The organism is Mycobacterium genavense ATCC 51234 (assembly GCF_000526915.1).
Classification (GTDB): domain Bacteria; phylum Actinomycetota; class Actinomycetes; order Mycobacteriales; family Mycobacteriaceae; genus Mycobacterium; species Mycobacterium genavense.
Genome location: NZ_JAGZ01000001.1, coordinates 444,412 through 463,454, shown reverse-complemented (window position 1 = coordinate 463,454; position 19,043 = coordinate 444,412). Strand labels below are relative to the sequence as shown.

General features: G+C 68.5%; 16 protein-coding genes and 4 pseudogenes. 6 read left to right on the top strand and 14 right to left on the bottom strand.

Translation table 11 applies throughout. The features are described from left to right. Positions 1-1,584: pseudogene (mbtM, locus tag T428_RS0102275) on the bottom strand (long-chain-fatty acid--ACP ligase MbtM). After that, positions 1,581-1,844 (bottom strand): annotated as a pseudogene (locus tag T428_RS0102265) (acyl carrier protein); the annotation flags it as partial. The pseudogenes T428_RS0102265 and mbtM, both read right to left, overlap by 4 nt. A 124-nt stretch (positions 1,845-1,968) precedes the next feature. Here T428_RS0102265 and T428_RS0102260 point away from each other — a divergent pair. Together T428_RS0102260 and T428_RS0102255 are read left to right on the top strand one after the other, a co-directional pair. Beyond that, the gene (locus tag T428_RS0102260) at positions 1,969-2,361 is read left to right on the top strand and encodes a hypothetical protein (RefSeq protein ID WP_025735203.1); all 393 of its coding nucleotides are present in this window, start codon (positions 1,969-1,971) and stop codon (positions 2,359-2,361) included. Further along, positions 2,358-2,708: a DUF3817 domain-containing protein gene (locus T428_RS0102255; RefSeq protein WP_025735202.1), complete on the top strand. Its 351-nt coding sequence runs from the start codon at positions 2,358-2,360 to the stop codon at positions 2,706-2,708. Before T428_RS0102260 ends, T428_RS0102255 begins: the two co-directional genes overlap by 4 nt. Positions 2,709-2,710: 2 nt before the next feature. Here the strand turns inward: T428_RS0102255 and T428_RS0102250 are convergent, their stop codons facing one another. Further along, complete coding sequence (locus tag T428_RS0102250; protein WP_036466824.1) at positions 2,711-3,331, bottom strand: non-canonical purine NTP pyrophosphatase; 621 nt, start codon at positions 3,329-3,331, stop codon at positions 2,711-2,713. A gap of 83 nt (positions 3,332-3,414) precedes the next feature. Between T428_RS0102250 and T428_RS0102245 the strand changes: the two genes are divergently transcribed. Next, positions 3,415-3,849, top strand: coding sequence for a nitroreductase family deazaflavin-dependent oxidoreductase (locus tag T428_RS0102245; RefSeq protein ID WP_025735200.1), 435 nt, complete (start codon positions 3,415-3,417; stop codon positions 3,847-3,849). A gap of 52 nt (positions 3,850-3,901) precedes the next feature. Here T428_RS0102245 and rph read toward each other — a convergent pair whose 3' ends face one another. The 10 genes and pseudogenes from rph to clpS form a co-directional block, all read right to left on the bottom strand. After that, entirely contained in the window at positions 3,902-4,681 is a 780-nt protein-coding gene (rph, locus tag T428_RS0102240) for a ribonuclease PH (protein ID WP_025735199.1), read from the bottom strand. A 46-nt stretch (positions 4,682-4,727) separates the two neighbouring features. Then, positions 4,728-5,513, bottom strand: coding sequence for a cyclic nucleotide-degrading phosphodiesterase (locus T428_RS0102235; protein ID WP_036466821.1), 786 nt, complete (start codon positions 5,511-5,513; stop codon positions 4,728-4,730). 71 nt (positions 5,514-5,584) lie between these two features. Then, complete coding sequence (gene murI, locus T428_RS0102230) at positions 5,585-6,400, bottom strand: glutamate racemase (protein WP_025735197.1); 816 nt, start codon at positions 6,398-6,400, stop codon at positions 5,585-5,587. Then, complete coding sequence (locus tag T428_RS0102225; protein ID WP_051465094.1) at positions 6,397-7,056, bottom strand: rhomboid family intramembrane serine protease; 660 nt, start codon at positions 7,054-7,056, stop codon at positions 6,397-6,399. Before T428_RS0102225 ends, murI begins: the two co-directional genes overlap by 4 nt. Further along, positions 7,047-8,007 (bottom strand): annotated as a pseudogene (locus tag T428_RS25085) (PLP-dependent cysteine synthase family protein). Before T428_RS25085 ends, T428_RS0102225 begins: the two are co-directional and overlap by 10 nt. Before the next feature lie 9 nt (positions 8,008-8,016). Continuing rightward, the gene (locus T428_RS0102215) at positions 8,017-8,289 is read right to left on the bottom strand and encodes a MoaD/ThiS family protein (RefSeq protein WP_025735195.1); all 273 of its coding nucleotides are present in this window, start codon (positions 8,287-8,289) and stop codon (positions 8,017-8,019) included. Then, on the bottom strand, positions 8,286-8,705 hold the full coding sequence (locus T428_RS0102210) for a M67 family metallopeptidase (protein WP_156942844.1): 420 nt from the start codon (positions 8,703-8,705) through the stop codon (positions 8,286-8,288). Before T428_RS0102210 ends, T428_RS0102215 begins: the two co-directional genes overlap by 4 nt. Positions 8,706-8,712: 7 nt before the next feature. Then, positions 8,713-9,741, bottom strand: a complete 1,029-nt coding sequence (locus tag T428_RS0102205; protein ID WP_025735193.1) for a P1 family peptidase — start codon at positions 9,739-9,741, stop codon at positions 8,713-8,715. Beyond that, on the bottom strand, positions 9,738-10,313 hold the full coding sequence (gene aosR / locus T428_RS0102200) for an oxidative stress transcriptional regulator AosR (RefSeq protein WP_025735192.1): 576 nt from the start codon (positions 10,311-10,313) through the stop codon (positions 9,738-9,740). Before aosR ends, T428_RS0102205 begins: the two co-directional genes overlap by 4 nt. A 25-nt stretch (positions 10,314-10,338) precedes the next feature. Continuing rightward, positions 10,339-10,644, bottom strand: coding sequence for an ATP-dependent Clp protease adapter ClpS (clpS, locus tag T428_RS0102195; protein ID WP_025735191.1), 306 nt, complete (start codon positions 10,642-10,644; stop codon positions 10,339-10,341). Here clpS and T428_RS0102190 point away from each other — a divergent pair. After that, positions 10,643-12,025 (top strand): nicotinate phosphoribosyltransferase, encoded by a 1,383-nt coding sequence (locus T428_RS0102190; RefSeq protein ID WP_425411972.1) that lies wholly within the window; start codon positions 10,643-10,645, stop codon positions 12,023-12,025. The two genes, clpS and T428_RS0102190, sit on opposite strands and share 2 nt — an antisense overlap. A gap of 27 nt (positions 12,026-12,052) precedes the next feature. Next, positions 12,053-14,058, top strand: a pseudogene (locus T428_RS25080) (ATP-dependent DNA helicase). Positions 14,059-14,065: 7 nt separating this feature from the next. Here the strand turns inward: T428_RS25080 and glgP are convergent. After that, on the bottom strand, positions 14,066-16,693 hold the full coding sequence (gene glgP / locus T428_RS0102160; protein ID WP_025735185.1) for an alpha-glucan family phosphorylase: 2,628 nt from the start codon (positions 16,691-16,693) through the stop codon (positions 14,066-14,068). Positions 16,694-16,925: 232 nt separating this feature from the next. On the opposite strand from glgP, the gene T428_RS0102155 reads away from it, so the two are divergent. Beyond that, positions 16,926-19,019: an alpha-1,4-glucan--maltose-1-phosphate maltosyltransferase gene (locus T428_RS0102155; RefSeq protein WP_211243883.1), complete on the top strand. Its 2,094-nt coding sequence runs from the start codon at positions 16,926-16,928 to the stop codon at positions 19,017-19,019. Positions 19,020-19,043: the final 24 nt, after the last annotated feature.

Here is a 19,043-nt window from a genome sequence, read left to right as displayed (position 1 = left end):
TCAGTCCACCAGCTCCAGTGTCCGCCGCACTTCCAGGCGCCGCAGTTTGCCCGAGGAGGTGCGCGGCAGAGAACCCGGTGACATGAAAATCACGTCGGCCGACACGATTCCGCACACCGACGCGATGCGTTGAATCACTTCGGTGCGGGCTTGTCCCTGGTCGTCGCCTTTGAACTCGGCCGCGACGACCAGGCCGGGACGCGCGGATCGCTCGCCGGTGCCCAGCGCGACCACGCAGCCTTCCCGCACCCCGTTGACTTGGGCCGCGATCAGCTCGATCTCCGTCGGGAAGATGTTGCGCCCCGCGATCGAGATGATTTCCTTGGCGCGGCCACACACGACCAGGCCGCTTTCCCCGAAGAAACCCAAATTACCGGTGGGGAACCATTCTTCGCGATCGATGGCGGGGTGGCCTAGGTAGCCGTCCATCATCGACGTGCCGCGAATCTCGATCTCACCGATCTCGCGGTCGGCCGTGCCAACGTAGCGTTCACTGGCCACCACCCGGATCTCCATACCGGCCAGCGCCTTGCCCAGGACAGCGTATTTGCGTGATCCGTTGTCGTCGGAGACGGTGTCGAAGTGCAGTCCGGTGCCCGGCGTGGGCAGGGCCACCGCGCAGGTGGATTCGGCCAGGCCGTACGACGGTGCGGGCGCACCGGCGTCAAAGCCGAACGGCGCCATGGCTTCGGTGAACCGGGCAAAACCGTCGCAGTCCACCGGCTCGCCGCCGTTGATGGCGAACCGCAATGCACCGAGGTCGACGTCGGATACCAGCGCCGCGTACTTGCCCAGGATGTTGTAGGCGAGGTTGGGCGCGGCGGTGATGGTGGCACGGCTCTCCGAGAGCCAGTTGAGCCAGTTGAGCCAGTTGAACGGCGACGCGGAGAACGCTGTCGGGGACGTCAGCCACAGCGGCAGACCGAGCAGCGCCGGGGCGAGCACGCACGTCAGCCCCATGTCGTGAAAGATCGGCAACCACGAGCACACCACATCGTGGGTGGGGTCGAGGTCAAGCCGCTGCTCGAGCCCGCGCATGTTGCTGAGCACCGCTCGCGGGGAAAGCATCGCGGTCTTGGGCGATCCGGTCGACCCCGCGGTTCCCTGCAGGACGGCGATGCCGGTGGAATCGGCCTGCGGCAGACCCGACGTCGACCGGTTGGTGCTCGCCGCGGCGGCGAGGTCTTCGGTGACGATGCCCGCGCGCCCGACCGCTCGCAGACTCTCCAAGTGGGAGCCGTGGCTTAATACCGCCGCTACCCTGATGCCGGCAAACCGGGTCAGCGTCGACTCCGCCCAATGCTGCAAGTCCGCGCCTCTTACCGGCCCCGGCAGGATCGAGACGGCGGCGCCGGTTAGCCAGGCACCCTGGATCGCGGCGACGAACTCGATCGTCGGCTCGCCGACTAGACCCACCGCGGCGGGCCGGTCGTGGTCGAGAAGCCAGGCCGCAACTCACTCGGCTAACCCGTGTACGTCCGGCCACGGGCGCCGCTGCCATGCCGCGGTCTCCTTGTCGAAGACCGCCAGCTCGGTCGTCGCGGTCTGCATCGACCGCGTCATTGCTGCGGCAAGTTCGCTCATTGCGCTGTTTTCGCCGCGATTGCCGCGTCCAGGTCGCCGACCGTATCGCACGTCAGCAGTTCTTCTTCGGACAACGCGACACCGAGTCGCTCCTCGATGGCGACCATCCCCACAGCAAAGGCCACCGAGTCGAGTCCGACGTCGTCGATCAGTCTGGCTTCGGGCGTGACCCGGGTCATGTCGACGTTGAAGTCGTCACGCAGAATGCTTTGCAGCGCAGCGGTCACCGTAGAGGATGAGGAGGCCATGGCGACGGACCTTACTACGTTCGGGTAAGGCTAGGCTAGCCCATCCACACGCACTGAGAGTTTCACCACACCAGCCACCGGCGAACCCCCCGCTCTGGTCGCACGGCTCGTTGTGCATGCGCGGTACCGTCGAGGGGTGTCCAGCCCGGCCCGTCGGAGGCGTCATCACCGGCCCGCATTGATCGTCCTGGCGATCGCTGCGGCCTGCGGCTGCCTGGCCCTGGGCTGGTGGCAGTGGACACGCTTTCAGTCACCGTCGGGCACCTTCCAAAACCTCGGCTACGCGTTGCAGTGGCCGCTGTTCGCCTGGTTCTGCGTGTACGCGTACCACAATTTCGTCCGCTACAAACAGGCCCCGCCGGAGCCGCGCAGCCACGGTGCGGTCACCGAGATCCCGGCCGGGCTGCTTCCCGAGCGACCCGCGCCCGCTCAGTCACCACCCGACGATCCCGCCCTGCGCGAGTACAACGCTTACCTGGCCCAGCTCGCAGCCCAAGATGCCGAAAAGCAGAACAGGACGACCGCATGACCACACCCGAGACGCCCTCCGAAACCAGCGCAGCCGTCTCCGCCGACCGCATTCGCCCCGCCCTGCTCGGCTACCGGATCATGGCGTGGACGACGGGTCTGTGGCTGATCGCACTGTGCTACGAGATCGTCTCGCACTTGGTGTTCCACCACGAGATCCGGTGGATCGAAGTGGTGCACGGCTGGGTCTATTTCGCTTACGTGCTAACGGCTTTCAATCTGGCGATCAAGGTTCGGTGGCCGATCGGCAAAACGATCGGCGTGCTGCTGGCCGGAACGATTCCGCTGCTGGGCATCATCGTCGAGCACTTCCAGACCAAGGACATCAAGGCCCGCTTCGGGCTATAGATTCAGGCCAGCTCGCGCAGCGCGGGCAGCAGCAGCGCCAGCGCGCGGCCACGGTGCGAGGCCGCGTCCTTATCCGCAGGACTCAACTGCGCCGCGGTGCGGGCCCCGAATTCCGGGCCGTCGGGAACGAACACCGGGTCATAGCCGAACCCGCCGTCGCCGCGCGGCTCCCGGGCGATCGCGCCCGGCCACTCGCCACGGACGACCACTTCGCCGCGGTCCGACACCAACGCGCAGGCCGACACGAACGCCGCGGTGCGGCGCTCGTCGGGGACATCGCGGAGCTGGGCCAGCAGCAGCGCGGTGTTGGCGGCATCGTCGCCGTGGGCGCCCGCCCAGCGCGCCGACAGTACACCCGGCATACCGTTGAGCGCCGCCACCTCCAAACCGGAGTCGTCGGCCACGGTGGCCAACCCGGTGGCCGCGAACGCATCGCGCGCCTTGGCCAAGGCGTTGTCCTCAAAGCTCGCTCCGGTTTCGGGTGCCTCATCGAAGGGCGACACGTCGTTGAGCGACACCAGCGTGAGTGACGAGAGCCCAGCGCCGTCGAGCACCCGGCGCAGCTCGGCCAGCTTCTTGGGGTTGCGGCTGGCGACCAGCAGCCGGGTCACCGGTTGCCCCATCGACTCATATGTCCCCATTCGTTCGATATCGGGCCCCGCCCGGCGTCGGGAATGCCGCACAATGCCCAGATGTTTTGCCCCACATGACACAAGCAGCTTTCAGCACCACTGATTGGGTGCGCGAACACACCGAACGCATTCTGGCACAGGGCACCACGGCAGGCATTGGCGAAAGCGACGAGAGAACCAAGAACCGACCGATCGTCCTGTTCACCGTGACCGGAGCAAAAACGGGCCTGAGGCGGTATGTCCCGCTGATGCGGGTGGAGCACGACGAGCACTACGCGATGATCGGCTCTACCGGCGGAGCACCCAAGGACCCGGCGTGGGTCGCCGATCTTCGGTCCAACCCCAAAGTCTCGGTCCAGGACGGCGATCGGGTGTTCGAGGGCACGGCCCGTGAGGTTGTCGGGGCCGAGCGAGAGACGTGGTGGCAGAGGGGAGTTGAGGCCTACCCCCACTACACGACGCTGCAATCGCTCACCGACCGAAAGATCCCGGTTTTCGTCGTCGAGTGACCAAATCCGGAATCCGTTGCGGCCCAGTGGTCTTAGCGACCCCTGGGTCGGCTCAGCTGCCGAACGCCTTCGGCGCGGCCGGGCCGGCGGGCAACACACCCGGGTAGGGCAACTCCAGCGCCTCACGCTGGGCGGCGAACAGCGTGTCACACGCGCCGAGCGCCATGTCGAGTAGCTTGTCCAGCGTCGAGCGCGGGAACGTCGCGCCCTCGCCGGTGCCCTGGATCTCCACCAGGGTTCTGGTGTCGGTGGCGACGACGTTCATGTCGACCTCGGCGCGCGAGTCCTCCTCGTAGGGCAGGTCGACGCGGATCCTGCCGTCGACCACCCCGACGCTCACCGCCGCGATCGCGCACGACAGCGGCCGCGGATCCGACAGCTTGCCCGCCGCCGACAGGTAGGTCACCGCGTCGGCCAGCGCCACGTAGGCGCCCGTGATCGCCGCGGTGCGGGTGCCGCCGTCGGCCTGCAGCACGTCGCAGTCCACGGCGATTGTGTTCTCCCCCAACGCCGCCAGGTCGATGCACGCGCGCAACGAGCGCCCGATGAGCCGGCTGATCTCCTGGGTGCGCCCGGACAACCGGCCCTTCACCGATTCCCGGTCGGACCGCGTGTGCGTGGCCGAGGGCAGCATGGCGTATTCCGCGGTCAGCCAGCCCAGGCCGGACCCCTTGCGCCAGCGCGGTACTCCTTCGGTGACGCTCGCGGTGCACAAGACCTTGGTTCCCCCGAACCCGATCAGCACCGAACCCGCGGGGTTTTCGGTGAAGCCCCGGATGATGACCACCGGGCGAAGCTCGTCGTCGTTGCGACCGTCTTCTCGTTTGGACACGACGCAACCCTAGCCCGCCGGTGCGTCCGACAACCGGTCGGCCGAATCAGACTCGTTCGGAGTGCCGGACGTCGAACGTCTCGTTGCACACCACGGCATGCACCGGACCGTCGAATTCGGCCTTGGCCTCGCTGATGACGTCCTCGCGCGAGGTCCACGGTGGGATATGGGTCAGCAGCAGCTCGCGAACGCCGGCCTGCGCCGCGACCTGGCCCGCTTCGGTGCCCGACAAATGCAGGGCCGGCGGACGGTCGGGCTCGTGCGTCCAGGACGCCTCGCACAGGAACACATCGGCGCCGCGGGCCAGCTCGACGAGCGCATCGCAAACTCCGGTGTCGCCGCTGTAGACGAACGACGCTCCGCTGGGGTCGGTGATCCGCAAGCCGTAGGACTCGGTGGGGTGTGCGACAACGCGTGGTGTCACGGTGAGTGCACCGACTTCGACGGGCTGGCCGTCGACCCAGTGATGCACGTCGAATATGTCCGAGCAGTCGTCGATTTCGCCGCCGTAGGGCGACGACGCGGCGCCCAGTCGCGACCAGGTGTCGCTGGGGCCGTACAGAATCGCCTTGCCGAGCGGACGCGACGACGGGTGGTAGCGCCGCCACACGAACAGGCCCGGCATGTCCAGACAGTGGTCGGCATGCAGGTGGGACAAGAGCACGTGGACGGACGCCGGGTCGGCAAAGCGCTGCAGGGCGCCTAGCACGCCCCCTCCGAAGTCCAGCACCAGCGGCGGAGTGTCCGGAGCCCGAAGCAAATATCCCGACGCCGGTGAGTCCGGACCGACCACGCTGCCCGAGCAGCCGAGCACGGTTATTCGCACAGGCACTACTGTGCCATGCCCGGAAGCACCATGAGAAAAACATCGCGTGATTGATGTGATGAGAATCTCGCAGCCGGCTATCCGATCGGCGAATGATGCACGGGCCGCACCCCGCTGACGGCGGGCCCCAGGAATCGCGCCGCAAGTTTGGTGAAGGCTTCGGGGTCGCCGGTGGCTTCGAAGACGCGGGTGGCCGGCGGCGCGTCATGCGGGCGCAGCAGATCCTGTTCGGTGAGCACCCGCAGCACTTCCTTCGCGGTTTCCTCGGCGCTGGAAACGAGCGTCACGTTTTCGCCCATCGCCAACTGAATCAACCCGGACAGCAACGGGTAGTGCGTGCAACCCAGCACCAGCGTGTCGACCTGAGCGCGCTGCAGCGGCTCCAGGTAGCCCTCGGCCAGCCCCAGCACCTGACGCCCGCTGGTCACGCCGCGCTCGACGAAGTCGACGAAACGCGGGCACGCCACCGCGGTGATCTCGGTGTCGCGGGCGGCGGCGAAGGCGTCCTGATAGGCGTGCGAGGTGATGGTCGCCTGGGTGCCGATGACGCCGATGCGGCCGGTGCGGGTGGTGGCGACGGCGCGCCGTACCGCCGGCAGGATCACCTCGACCACGGGCACGTCGTAGCGCTCGCGGGCGTCGCGCAGGCAGGCCGCCGAGGCGGTGTTGCAGGCGATCACCAACGCCTTCACGCCGCGGCCGACCAGATCGTCGCCGATGGCCAGCGTGTGGGCGCGCACCTCGGGAATCGACAGCGGTCCGTAGGGGCCGTTGCCGGTGTCGCCGACGTACACGATGTCCTCGTCCGGCAGTTGGTCGATGATCGCGCGGGCCACCGTCAGTCCCCCCACGCCGGAGTCGAAAACCCCGACGGGCGCCAGCGGTGAGCTCATGAGTGCGTGCCGGTTTTTATGCGCGCCCGGGCGTTACGTTCGGGGGCCGACAGCAGGTAGGCGGCGACGACCCCGGCGATGGCACCGCACAGGTGACCCTCCCAGGACACCCCGCCGCATTGGCCGAGCACCGGCATCGCGCCCCACAGCACGCCGCCGTAGATGAACAGCACCACCAGGCCGATCAGGATGTCGCTGAACTTTCGGACGAAGATGCCGAAGATCAACAAGAACGCCAGCCAGCCGAAGATCAGCCCGGAGGCGCCGATGTGATCGGTCGGCCCGCAGTCGCTGCCCCAGTTGCCGATCAGCCAGGTGCCGAAACCGCCCAGGATCCATACGATCGCGGTGGCCCACACGAACCGGGACAATCCGGCCAGGGTCATCAGAAATCCGAGCACCAGCAGCGGGACCGTGTTGGCCATCAGATGCTGCCAGTTGGCGTGCAGCACGGGCGCGAAGACGATGCCCCACAAACCGTCGGTTTCCAGCGGCCTGATGCCGTTGGCGTCGAGGGAATGCCGTGACAGTTGGTCGAACAGCTCGATCAAATAGAGCAGCGCGACGAAAGTGAGGATCGTGGCCCCACCCACCATCCACTGGGGCCGCTTTTTCTGCGTAGCGGGTACGCGCTGCTGTCCCGGGCTCATGCCCATAACTGCCCTTCTAGAGCGTCCTCGGCTTCGTCCAGGCTACCGGCATAGGCACCGGTGGATAGGTACTTCCAGCCGGCGTCGGCGACCACGAACGCGATGTCGGCGCGTTCGTCCGCGGCCACCGCCTTGGCCGCGACGCCCAGGGCGGCGTGCAGCACGGCACCGGTGGAGATGCCCGCGAAGACGCCTTCGGACTCCACCAACTCGCGGGTGCGACGGACGGCGTCCAGCGAGCCGACCGAGTAGCGCGCCGTCAGCACGTCCGGGTCGTACAGCTCCGGCACGAACCCCTCGTCGATGTTGCGCAGCGTGTACACGCCCTCGCCGTAACGCGGCTCGGCCGCGACGATCTTGACGCCGGGCACCCGCTCGCGCAGAAAGCACCCGGTGCCCATCAGCGTGCCGGTGGTTCCCAATCCCGCGACGAAGTGGGTGATGTCGGGCAGGTCGGCGAGCAGCTCCGGGCCGGTGCCGTGGTAGTGCGCGTCGGTGTTGGCGGGGTTGCCGTACTGGTAGAGCATCACCCACGACGGGTTGGCCGCGGCCAGCTCCTTGGCGGTGGCCACGGCGGTGTTGGAGCTGCCGGGCCGGCGAGTAGACGATCCGCGCGCCGTACAGCTCGAGCAGCTGACGGCGTTCCACCGAGGTGTTCTCGGGCATCACGCAGATCAGCCGATAGCCCTTGAGCCGCGCGGCCATCGCCAGCGAGATCCCGGTGTTGCCGCTGGTGGGTTCCAGGATCGTGGCGCCGGGCGCCAGCCGTCCGTCGACCTCGGCCTGCTCGATCATCCGCAGCGCCGGCCGGTCCTTGATCGACCCGGTCGGGTTGCGGTCCTCGAGCTTGGCCCACAGCCGCACGTGCGGCTCGTCGGCCCAGCGGGGCGACAGGCGTTGCAGACCGACCAGCGGGGTGTTGCCCAGCGCCGCCAGCAGCGAGTCGTAGCGCGTCATGCGCTCGGCTCACCCACCGGCCACGGCGGGCAGGATGGTGACCGAGTCGCCGTCGGCGATCACGGTGTCCAGGCCGCCGGAGAACCGCACGTCCTCATCGTTGACGTAGATGTTCACGAAGCGGTGCAGCTTGCCGGAGTCGATCAACCGCTCGGAGATGCCCGCGTAGTGGGCTTCGAAGTCGCCGATCACGGCGGCCAACGTGCCACCGCTGGCCGAGACGCGCTTCTCGCCGCCGGTGTGCGGCCGCAGGATGGTCGGGATCGACACGGTGACGTTCATGTGGACCTTTCTGGGTACTGCTCAACGATATCGACGGGCTCCTCGGTGACCTCGCCGTCGACGATCCGGTAGCTGCGCAGCTCGTGGGTTTCCGGGTCGCGGGTGGACACCAACACGTAGTGCGCGTCCGGTTCGGCGGCCAGCTTCACGTCGGTGCGGCTCGGGTAGGCCTCGGTCGCGGTGTGCGAGTGGTAGATGACGACGGGCACCTCGTCGGCTTCGTCGAGCGCCCGCCACACCCGCAGCTGTTCGCCGGAGTCGAACTGGTAGAACGTCGGCGAGCGCTCGGCATTGACCATCGGGATATGCCGCTCGGGGTCGGAGCCTTCGGGCCCGGCCAGCACCCCGCACGCCTCGTCGGGGTGATCGCGGCGCGCGTGCGCGACCATAGCCTCCACCAGGTCGGCGCGAATCATCACCACGTCAGCTCCCTGTCCCGAATGCACCGGGCAACGTGTCGCGGTAGGTCGGTATTCCGGCGATCGACTCGGCCGCCAGCACCCCGACCAACACCGCACGGGCCAGGCAATCGGCCGCCGCCGCACCCACCTCGGTGACCAGTCGGGTCTCCGGCGACATTCCGGCGGGCGCATCGCCCGGCGGCGGCACCTCGACCGCACCCGTCGCCAACGCGAACACCGTGTCGCCGTCCAGCGGAGTGTGCGCCGGCCGGATCGTGCGGGCCAGCCCGTCCTGGGCGGCGATCGCGACGCGCCGGCACGCCGCCGGGCTCAGCGCGGCGTCGGACGCGACCACCGCGATCGTCGTGTTGAGCGGCTCCAGCGGGGAGGGCAGCCGCGCGAGCGCGTCGATCTGCCCAGCCGGCGGTCGCGTCAGCGCGAACTCTTCGATCGCATCTGCCATCCACGGCAGGCCGGTGGTCCGGTCGACGACCTCTCCCGCGGAGTTCACCGCGACGATCGCGCCGACGGTGACGCCCGACGGCAGCGTCGTCGACGCCGTTCCGATGCCGCCCTTGAGCACGCCGGCCCGCGCCCCGACACCGGCGCCGACCGTGCCGACGGCCACCGCCGCACCCGCGGCTTCACACGCCAAGTAGCCGAACTCCGCCGTCGGCCGGCGATCCCAGCCGCCCACCGGCAGGTCGAAGATCACCGCGCCCGGCACAATGGGCACCAGCCCGCCCGTCATGACCAGGCCGCGCTCGTGTTCCTCCAGCCAGCGCATCACGCCGTCGGCGGCGGCCAAACCGTAGGCACTGCCGCCGGCCAGCAGCACCGCGTCGACGAACCGCACCGTGTTGGCCGGATCCAGCAGGTCGGTCTCCCGGGTGCCGGGCGCACCACCGCGGCAGTCGACAACGCCGACCGTCCCCGGGGGTGTCAGCACGACGGTCACGCCGCTGGCCCACCCCGCCCCCAGCGAGGCGTCGGGGTCCAGCCGCTGATAGTGGCCGACGCGGATGCCGCCGACGTCGGTGAGCGCGCTCATCCGGCCGGCTTGCCCATCAGTACCAGGACCAGATACTCCTGCAGCACGGTGAGCCACTGATAGACGTCGAAGTGCGTGGCCATCGGATGGTCGGCGGGCAACCGTTCCGGCCCGTCCGGCCCGATGTCGAGCATGACGCCCAGCGCCAGCCGAATGTCGTTGACCGCCGAGATCCAGGCGTTGGCCTGGTCCTCGCTCAGCTCGAACCGACCGCCGCTGTCCGGAATGGTGCCCAACAACTGTTGTGCCGCAACACGTTTGGCGTCGATGATCTCCGGCTCGTGCAAACTGCGCAGCGCGGCGTTGAGACCCGCGTTCGTGGGGTCCTCGTCGTCGGGTCGGTAGAAGTCCGGCAGCAGCCGCCGCAGCGTCGGGTCCGAAGGAGGTTCCGAATTTCCGGTCTTGATGCCGGTGATGTCCTCGAGTTCGTCTGCCGGCGAGGAGGATTCGCGTTCGTCGAACAACTCGATCAACGCACCGACCAGATTCTTCAGCAACTCCGCCTCGTGCGGAGCCAAGGAGGACCGGAAACGGGGACCATCGGCGGTCTCCACCCGCTTCCATTTGCGCACAAGAAATCCCGGATGCCCTCGAATCTCAGCGGTCCTGCTGCAGCGTCGCCCACAGACCGGCGGCGTGCAGCTTGGACACGTCGACTTCCATTGCCTCACGGCTACCCGCCGACACCACGGCCTTGCCTTCGTTGTGCACCTGCAGCATCAGTTTGATGGCGTGCGGCTCGCTGTAGCCGAACAACTTCTGGAACACATACGTCACGTAGGTCATCAAATTGACGGGGTCGTCCCACACGATGGTGACCCACGGACTGGCGGTGACCTCGACTGGAGCGGACTCGCGTTGCCCGGTGGTGCCGGGCTTGGTGGGCGCTGACACAGCAACCATGGCCTCCAGGATACCGAGCGAGCCGCCGTCCGCAGCCAGCCGTTACCGTTGCGACATGAATGAGCCGGCCTTAGCTGGGCTGTTGACCGACAAGTACGAGTTGACCATGCTGGCAGCGGCCTTGCGGGACGGCACGGCCGAGCGCCGGACCACGTTCGAACTGTTCGCCCGCCGCCTGCCCGAGGGCAGGCGCTACGGCGTGGTCGCGGGAACCGGTCGTTTGCTGGAGCTCTTGCCACGGTTCAGGTTCGACGACGACGCATGCCGGCTACTGGCGCGATTCCTCGACGCCGATACCTTGCGCTATCTCCGCGATTTCCGCTTCACCGGCGATATCGACGGCTACGCCGAAGGCGAGCTATACTTCCCGGGCTCTCCGGTGCTGTCGGTGCGCGGCAGCTTCGCCGAATGCGTGGTGCTCGAGACGCTGGCGCTGTCGATCTTCAACCACGACACGGCGATCGCCTCCGCGGCGGCCCGCATGGTCACCGCGGCCGCCGGCCGCCCGCTGATCGAGATGGGTTCGCGGCGCACCCACGAACGCGCCGCGGTGGCCGCCGCGCGGGCGGCCTACCTCGCCGGGTTCGCCGCGTCGTCGAACCTCGAGGCCGAGCGCCGGTACGGCATACCGACGGAAGGCACCGCCGCGCACGCATTCACGATGCTGCACACCGACGAGGAGGGGCCCGACGAGCTCGCGGCCTTTCGTGCCCAGGTCGACGCGCTGGGCGTGAACACCACGCTGCTGGTGGACACCTACGACGTGACGACCGGCGTGACCAACGCCGTGGCCGCCGCGGGGCCGACGCTGGGGGCGGTGCGGCTGGACTCCGGCGAACTCGGCGTGCTGGCCCGGCAGGTGCGCGAGCAGCTCGACCGGCTGGGCGCCACCCGCACCCGCATCGTGGTGTCCGGCGATCTCGACGAGTTCTCCATCGCCGCGCTACGCGCCGAGCCGGTGGACAGTTACGGCGTCGGCACCTCGCTGGTGACCGGTTCGGGCGCGCCGACCGCAGGCATGGTCTACAAGCTGGTCGAGGTCGACGGGATGCCGGTGCAGAAACGCAGTAGCCACAAGGAATCCCAGGGCGGGCGCAAGGAAGCGCTGCGGCTGTCCCGCCCGACCGGCACAATCACCGAGGAGGTCGTGTACCCGGCGGGCCGGCCCCCCGCGACCACCGAGCCGTTCCGGGTGCTGACCGTCCCGCTGGTCCGCGGCGGCGAGGTGGTGGCGAGCACCGACCGCGCAGCCCTGGCCGCCGCCCGGGACCTGGTGGCATCCGGCCTGCACAGCCTGCCGTGGGAGGGCCTGAAACTGGCGCACGGCGAACCGGCGATTCCGATGGTGCGCATCCCGGTCGCGGCGCTACCGTCGAACTAGCCGAATCCGGTCGCAATCAAGGGAGTTATCACGCCAGAGGTGTCCGTGCCCGAGCTGCTGGCCATCGCCGTGGTCGCGCTCGGCGGCAGCGAACGCAGCGGCCAGGTGGAGATGGCCACCGCGGTCGCGCGCATTCGGAACCGGTGAGCACCTGGCGGTGCAGGCGGCTACCGGGACCGGCAAGTCGCTGGCGTACCTGGTTCCCGCGATCGTGCACGCGATCGCCGACGAAGAACCGGTCGTGGTGTCCACGGCGACGATCACCCTGCAGCGCCAGCTCGTCGAGCGTGACCTGCCCCGGCTGGCCGAGTCCCTGGCCGACGCGCTGCCCCATCCGCCGCGGTTCGCGCTGCTGAAGGGTCGGCGAAACTATCTGTGCCTGAACAAGATTCACAACGGATCGACCGCGGAGCCGGACCGCGAGGAGGGACGGCCACAGGAGGAGCTGTTCAACCCGATGGCGGCCAGCGAGCTGGGCCGTGATGTGCAACGGCTCACCGCCTGGGCCTCGACCACGGATTCAGGTGACCGCGACGACCTCAAACCCGGTGTGCCGGAACGATCCTGGTCACAGGTCAGCGTCTCGGCGCGGGAATGCCTCGGGGTGGCCCGCTGCCCGTTCGGCTCGGAGTGCTTTTCCGAACGCGCCCGCGCCCGGGCCGGTGTGGCCGATGTCGTCGTCACCAATCACGCGCTGCTGGCCATCGACGCGGTCTCGAAATCGACCGTTTTGCCCGAACATTCGCTGTTGGTCGTCGACGAGGCGCACGAGTTGGTCGACCGGGTGACGTCGGTGGCCACCGCGGAGTTGACGTCGGCGGCCCTGGGGGTCGCCGCGCGGCGGATCACCCGACTGGTGAACCCGGAACTGGTCGGACGTCTGGAGGCGACGGCCGCCGCCTTCGCCGCGGCGATCCACGACGCCACCCCGGGCCGCATCGATCACCTCGACGACGAGCTGGCGACATACCTGCGGGCACTACGCGACGTGGCCGGCGCCGCGCGCGCCGACATCGACACCACCAGCGACGCCAAGGCGGCCGCGGCACGCGCGGAAGCCGTTGCGGCACTGAGCGAGATCTCCGACACGGCCTCGCGGATCCTGACGTCGTTCGGGCCCGCGATCCCCGATCGCAGCGACGTGGTGTGGCTGGAGCACGAGGACAACCGGGGCTCGCCGCGTCCGGTGTTGCGGGTGGCGCCGCTGTCGGTGGCCGGCCTGCTGCGCACCCACGTGTTCTCCCGGTCGACGACCGTGCTGACCTCGGCCACGCTGACCGTCGGCGGATCCTTCGACGCGATGGCCTCGTCGTGGGGTCTGACCGGAGGAGACGACGCCCCGGATCGGCCGAACTGGCGCGGGCTCGACGTCGGATCGCCGTTTCACCATGCCAAGGCCGGAATCCTGTATGTGGCAAAGCATCTGCCGCCACCGGGACACGACGGCACGGGCTCGGCCGAGCAGCTGAGCGAGATCTCCGAACTGATCACCGCCGCCGGCGGACGCAACCCTGGGCCTGTTCTCGTCGATGCGCGCGGCCCGGGCCGCCGCCGATGCCATGCGCGATCGGCTGTCCACGCCGGTGCTGTGTCAGGGCGACGACAGCACCTCGGCGTTGGTCGAGCAGTTCAGCGCCGACGCGGAAACCTCGCTGTTCGGCACGCTGTCGCTGTGTCAGGGCGTCGACGTGCCCGGGCCGTCGCTGTAGCTGGTGCTGATCGACCGCATTCCGTTTCCACGGCCGGACGACCCGCTGCTGGGTGCCCGGCAGCGCGCGGTGGCCGCCCGCGGCGGCAACGGTTTCATGGCCGTCGCCGCCAGCCACGCGGCGCTGCTGCTGGCGCAGGGTTCCGGACGGCTGCTGCGTCGCGTCACCGACCGCGGGGTGGTCGCGGTGCTCGACTCGCGGATGGTCACCGCCGGCTACGGCGACTACCTGCGCGCGTCACTGCCGCCGTTTTGGCAGACCACGAACGCCGAGCAGGTCCGCGCCGCCCTGCGGCGGCTGCGCGCCGACGACCCGCCGACCTGACGCCGCGTTACCCGGCGAGGGCGACCAGGCCGAGCTCGTTGGCGGCCGCGAGCATCGGGTGCCGCGGCAGCACCCGGACCGTGTAGCCGACCGCTCCCGCCACCGGCAGCGAGGTCGTCGTCGAGAACACCTGGTTGCCGCCCTCGGCCGTTCCGGTGTAAGACATTTCGACGGTGACGGGGTCCAGCAGCGCATCGCCGGAATCGACGCGGCCCACCACCGCCTCCACGGTGACCTCGTCGGGCGCCAGACCGGCCAGCTGCACGGTCGCGGTCAGGGTGAGCTTCGAGCCGAGCACCGGGGTGTCGGGCAGGCCGGTGGAATCGACGTCGGTGATCGCGACCTTCGGCCACGCCGCCACGGCGCGCCGCCGGTACTCGGCCAGTTCACGCGCGGCGCCGAACGGGCCCGCACCGGCGTCGGCGATGGTGTTGCGCAGCGACTCGGCGGCCGGCGCGTAGTACTGCTCGACGTAGTCGCGCACCATCCGGGAGGCCAGCACCTTGGGGCCGAGGGTTTGCAGGGTGTGCCGGACCATCTCGATCCAGCGCGGCGGCACCCCGTGTTCGTTGCGCTCGTAGAACTTCGGCGCCACCGCTTGTTCCAGCAAGCCGTAAAGGGCACTGGACTCCAGCTCGTCGCGGCGCTCCTCGTCGTGCACCCCGTCGGCCGACGGTATCTCCCAACCGTTTTCGCCGTCGTACCACTCGTCCCACCAGCCGTCGCGGATGGACAGGTTCAACCCGCCGTTGAGCGCGCTCTTCATTCCCGACGTGCCGCAGGCCTCCAGCGGCCGCAGCGGGTTGTTGAGCCAAACATCGCAGCCCCAATACAGCAGCCGGGCCATGGACATGTCGTAGTCGGGCAAGAACGCGATGCGGTGGCGCACCTCGGGCCGGTCGGAGAACCGCACGACTTGCTGGATCAGGGTCTTGCCGCCGTCGTCGGCCGGGTGCGACTTCCCGGCGACGATCAGTTGGATCGGCCGTTCCTCGTTCAGCAGCAGCCGTTCCAACCGGTCGGGATCGCTGAGCATCAGCGTCAGCCGCTTGTATGTCGGCACCCGACGGGCGAAGCCGACGGTCAGCACATCTGGATCGAAAGCCGTTGAAATCCAACTTAATTCAGCATCCGAGGCGCCGCGCTCCTGCCATGAGCGGCGCAGCCGGCGTCGGACGTCATCGACCAGCAGCGCGCGCAGCTGGGAGCGGATCCACCACAGATGCCCGGCGTCAACCTCCCGCAGTCGCAGCCACACGCCCGGATCGCTGAACGCCGCGTCGTCCGGCCCGGCCAGCTCTCGGCCCAGCTGCAGCCACTGCGGGGCGGCCCAGGTGCGGGCGTGCACCCCGTTGGTGATCGACCCGATCGGAACCTCGCGGCGGTCGAATCCCGGCCACAACTCGTTGAACATGGCCCGGCTCACCCGCCCGTGCAGCAGCGACACACCGTTGGCGCGTTGCGCCAGGCGCAGACCCATGTGCGCCATGTTGAATTTGGTCTCGTCGTTTTCCGCGCCGAGCGCGATCACCCGATCGATGGGCACGCCGGGGAGCAACGCGGGCGGTCGGTCGTCGGGAGCCACGTCGGAGTGGTCGTCGAAGTACCGCCGCACCATCTCGACCGGGAAGCGGTCGATCCCGGCGGGCACCGGCGTGTGGGTGGTGAACACGGTGGCCGCTCGCACCACCGTCAGCGCCGTATCGAAGTCCAGCCCCTGATCGGCGATCAGTTCCCGGATGCGCTCCACGCCGAGGAACCCGGCGTGGCCCTCGTTCATGTGGAACACCTCGGGGGCGGCCAGGCCCTCGATGGCGGTGAACGCACGAATCGCGCGCACCCCGCCGATGCCGGCCAGGATCTCCTGGCGCATCCGGTGCTCCTGGTCGCCGCCGTAGAGCCGGTCGGTGACACTGCGCAGATCGTGCTCGTTCTCCGGAACGTCGGAATCCAGCAGCAGCAGCGGAACCCGGCCCACCTGCGCCACCCAGATCCGCGCGGACAGCCGCGCCGAATCCGGCAGCGCCAATTCCACCAGCGCGGGATCCCCGGCGGCATTTGTGAGCAGCCGCAGCGGCAGACCCTGCGGATCCAGCGACGGATAGGTCTCGTTCTGCCAGCCCTCGGCGGTCACCGACTGGCGGAAGTATCCCGAGCGGTAGTACAGGCCGACCGCGATCAGCGGCACACCCAGGTCCGACGCGGACTTGAGGTGATCGCCGGCCAGGATGCCCAGTCCACCCGAGTAGTTGGGCAGCACCTCGGCGATGCCGAACTCCATCGAGAAGTAGGCGATCCCGGTGGGCATCGCTCGGCCATTTTCCACACCGGCTTCCTGCTGCTGCTGGTACCACCGCGGACGGGTCAGGTAGTCGTTCAAGTCGGCGGACAGCTCGTCGAGCCGGCGCAAAAAGCCCTCGTCGAGCGCCAACTCGTCGAGACGCGCCGGGTTGACCGCGCCCAGCAGCGCGACGGGATCGCTGCCGCAATTCGCCCACAACGTCGGATCGATGCTGGCGAACAAGTCTTGCGTCGCCTTGTCCCAGGACCATCGCAGATTGATGGACAGTTGTTCGAGTGCGGCGAGCCGCTCGGGCAGGTGGGCGCGGACGGTAAAGCGACGTAGAGCTTTCACGCAAGACAACCTTAACTAACGATGGACGGGCTCGCAGGATCAGTCTTCGACGTTCGCCGGCAGGCGGGTGTGACCGGACACTAGGGTGGGTACGGGTAGTACTTGGGGCCGCAAAGACGCTTCCCCAGCACAGGAACTTTCCCCACGAGACGAAGTTTCGGATGCGACGGGCATTCCGCGCCGCAGCACATCCGCGGTTTGCCGGCGAACGATCGGACGGAACGGAGTGGTGGTGCCCGGTCGTGTCGAGATCGATAACGTCGCACCCGTCGTTTCCTGCGGTGCTTACCCCGCCAAAGCGGTGGTCGGCGAGACGGTCCCAGTCAGCGCCGCGGTGTGGCGAGAAGGCCACGACGCGGTCGCGGCGACCCTGGTGGTGCGCTACCTCGGGCCGCGCTACCCACAAGTCACCGAGACCCGCCGCGTCACCGCGGTGCAGGCGCCGGAACAGCTGGCGTCGTCCCCGGTCGACGGCAAGCCGGCCGAACGGGTCAAGCCGCTGCGGCTGCCGATGACGATGGGTCTGGAGCCCTACGTTTTCCACGGCCAGTTCACGCCCGACCGGGTCGGACTGTGGACCTTTCGGGTGGACGGGTGGGGTGACCCCATCCACACCTGGCGACACGGCCTGGTGGCCAAGCTGGATGCCGGCCAGGGCGAGAAGGAACTGTCCAACGATCTGTTGGTCGGCGCCGGAATGCTCGAGCGCGCCGCGACCGGGGTGCCCCGCGCCCGTCGTGATCCGTTGCTGGCTGCGGCCGCTGCCCTGCGGGTCCCGGGAGATCCGGTGACGCGCAGCGCGCTGGCGCTGGCGCCCGAGATCGAGGAGATCCTGGCCACCTACCCGCTGCGCGAGATCGTCACCCGCGGCGAGCAGTACGGGGTGTGGGTGGATCGGCCGTTGGCCCGCTTCGGCTCCTGGTACGAGATGTTCCCGCGGTCGACCGGCGGCTGGGACGCCGACGGAAACCCGGTGCACGGCACCTTCGCCACGGCGGCCGCGGACCTGCCGCGCATCGCCGAGATGGGATTCGACGTCGTCTACCTGCCGCCGATCCATCCGATCGGCAAAATTCATCGCAAGGGGCGCAACAACTCCCCCACCGCGGCGCCCGGGGACGTGGGTTCGCCCTGGGCGATCGGCAGCGACGAGGGCGGCCACGACGCCATTCACCCCGACTTGGGCACCATCGAGGACTTCGACAAATTCGTCGCCGCGGCACGAGATCTGGGCATGGAAGTCGCCCTGGACCTCGCCCTGCAGTGCGCCCCGGATCACCCCTGGGCCCGCGACCACCGGCAGTGGTTCACCGAGTTGCCGGACGGGACCATCGCTTACGCGGAGAACCCGCCGAAGAAATACCAGGACATCTACCCACTCAACTTCGACAACGATCCCGCCGGCCTCTACGACGAAGTGCTGCGCGTGGTCCGGCGCTGGGTTGACCACGGCATCAAGTTCTTTCGGGTCGACAACCCGCACACCAAGCCGCCGAACTTCTGGGCCTGGCTGATCGGTCAGGTCAAAGACAGCGATCCCGACGTGCTGTTTTTGTCCGAGGCGTTCACCCCGCCGGCCCGCCAATACGGGCTGGCCAAACTTGGCTTCACCCAGTCCTACAGCTACTTCACCTGGCGGACCGCCAAATGGGAGCTCACCGAATTCGGCAACGAGATCTCCGCGCTGGCCGACTTTCGGCGGCCGAACCTGTTCGTGAACACCCCCGACATCCTGCACGCGATCCTGCAGCACAACGGTCCCGGTATGTTCGCCATCCGCGCGGTGCTGGCGGCGACGATGAGTCCGGCCTGGGGCGTCTATTCGGGCTACGAGCTGTTCGAGCACCGCGCGGTACGCGAGGGCAGCGAGGAATACCTGAACTCGGAGAAGTACGAATTGCGCCCCCGCGACTACGCCGCGGCACGCGCCGAAGGTCGGTCGCTGGAGCCATTCCTGGCTCGTCTCAACGCGATTCGCCGGGTCCATCCCGCTTTGCAGCAGCTCCGCACGATTTACTTCCACAGCGTGGACAACGACGCACTGATGGCCTACAGCAAGTTCGACCCGGCCACCGGGGACTGCGTGCTGGTGGTGGTGACGCTCAACGCGTTCGGACCCGAGGAGGGCACGCTGTGGTTAGACATGGCGGCATTGGGTATGGAGCCCTATGAGCGTTTTTGCGTGCGCGACGAAATCACCGGTCAGGAATTCCAGTGGGGGCAGTCAAATTACGTTCGCATCGACCCCGGACAGGCGGTCGCCCACATCATCAATATGCCAATCATCCCGCAGGAGTCTCGAAACACGTTGCTGCGCAGGAGGTAAGAGCGCCCGAAAGGGGATACCAGC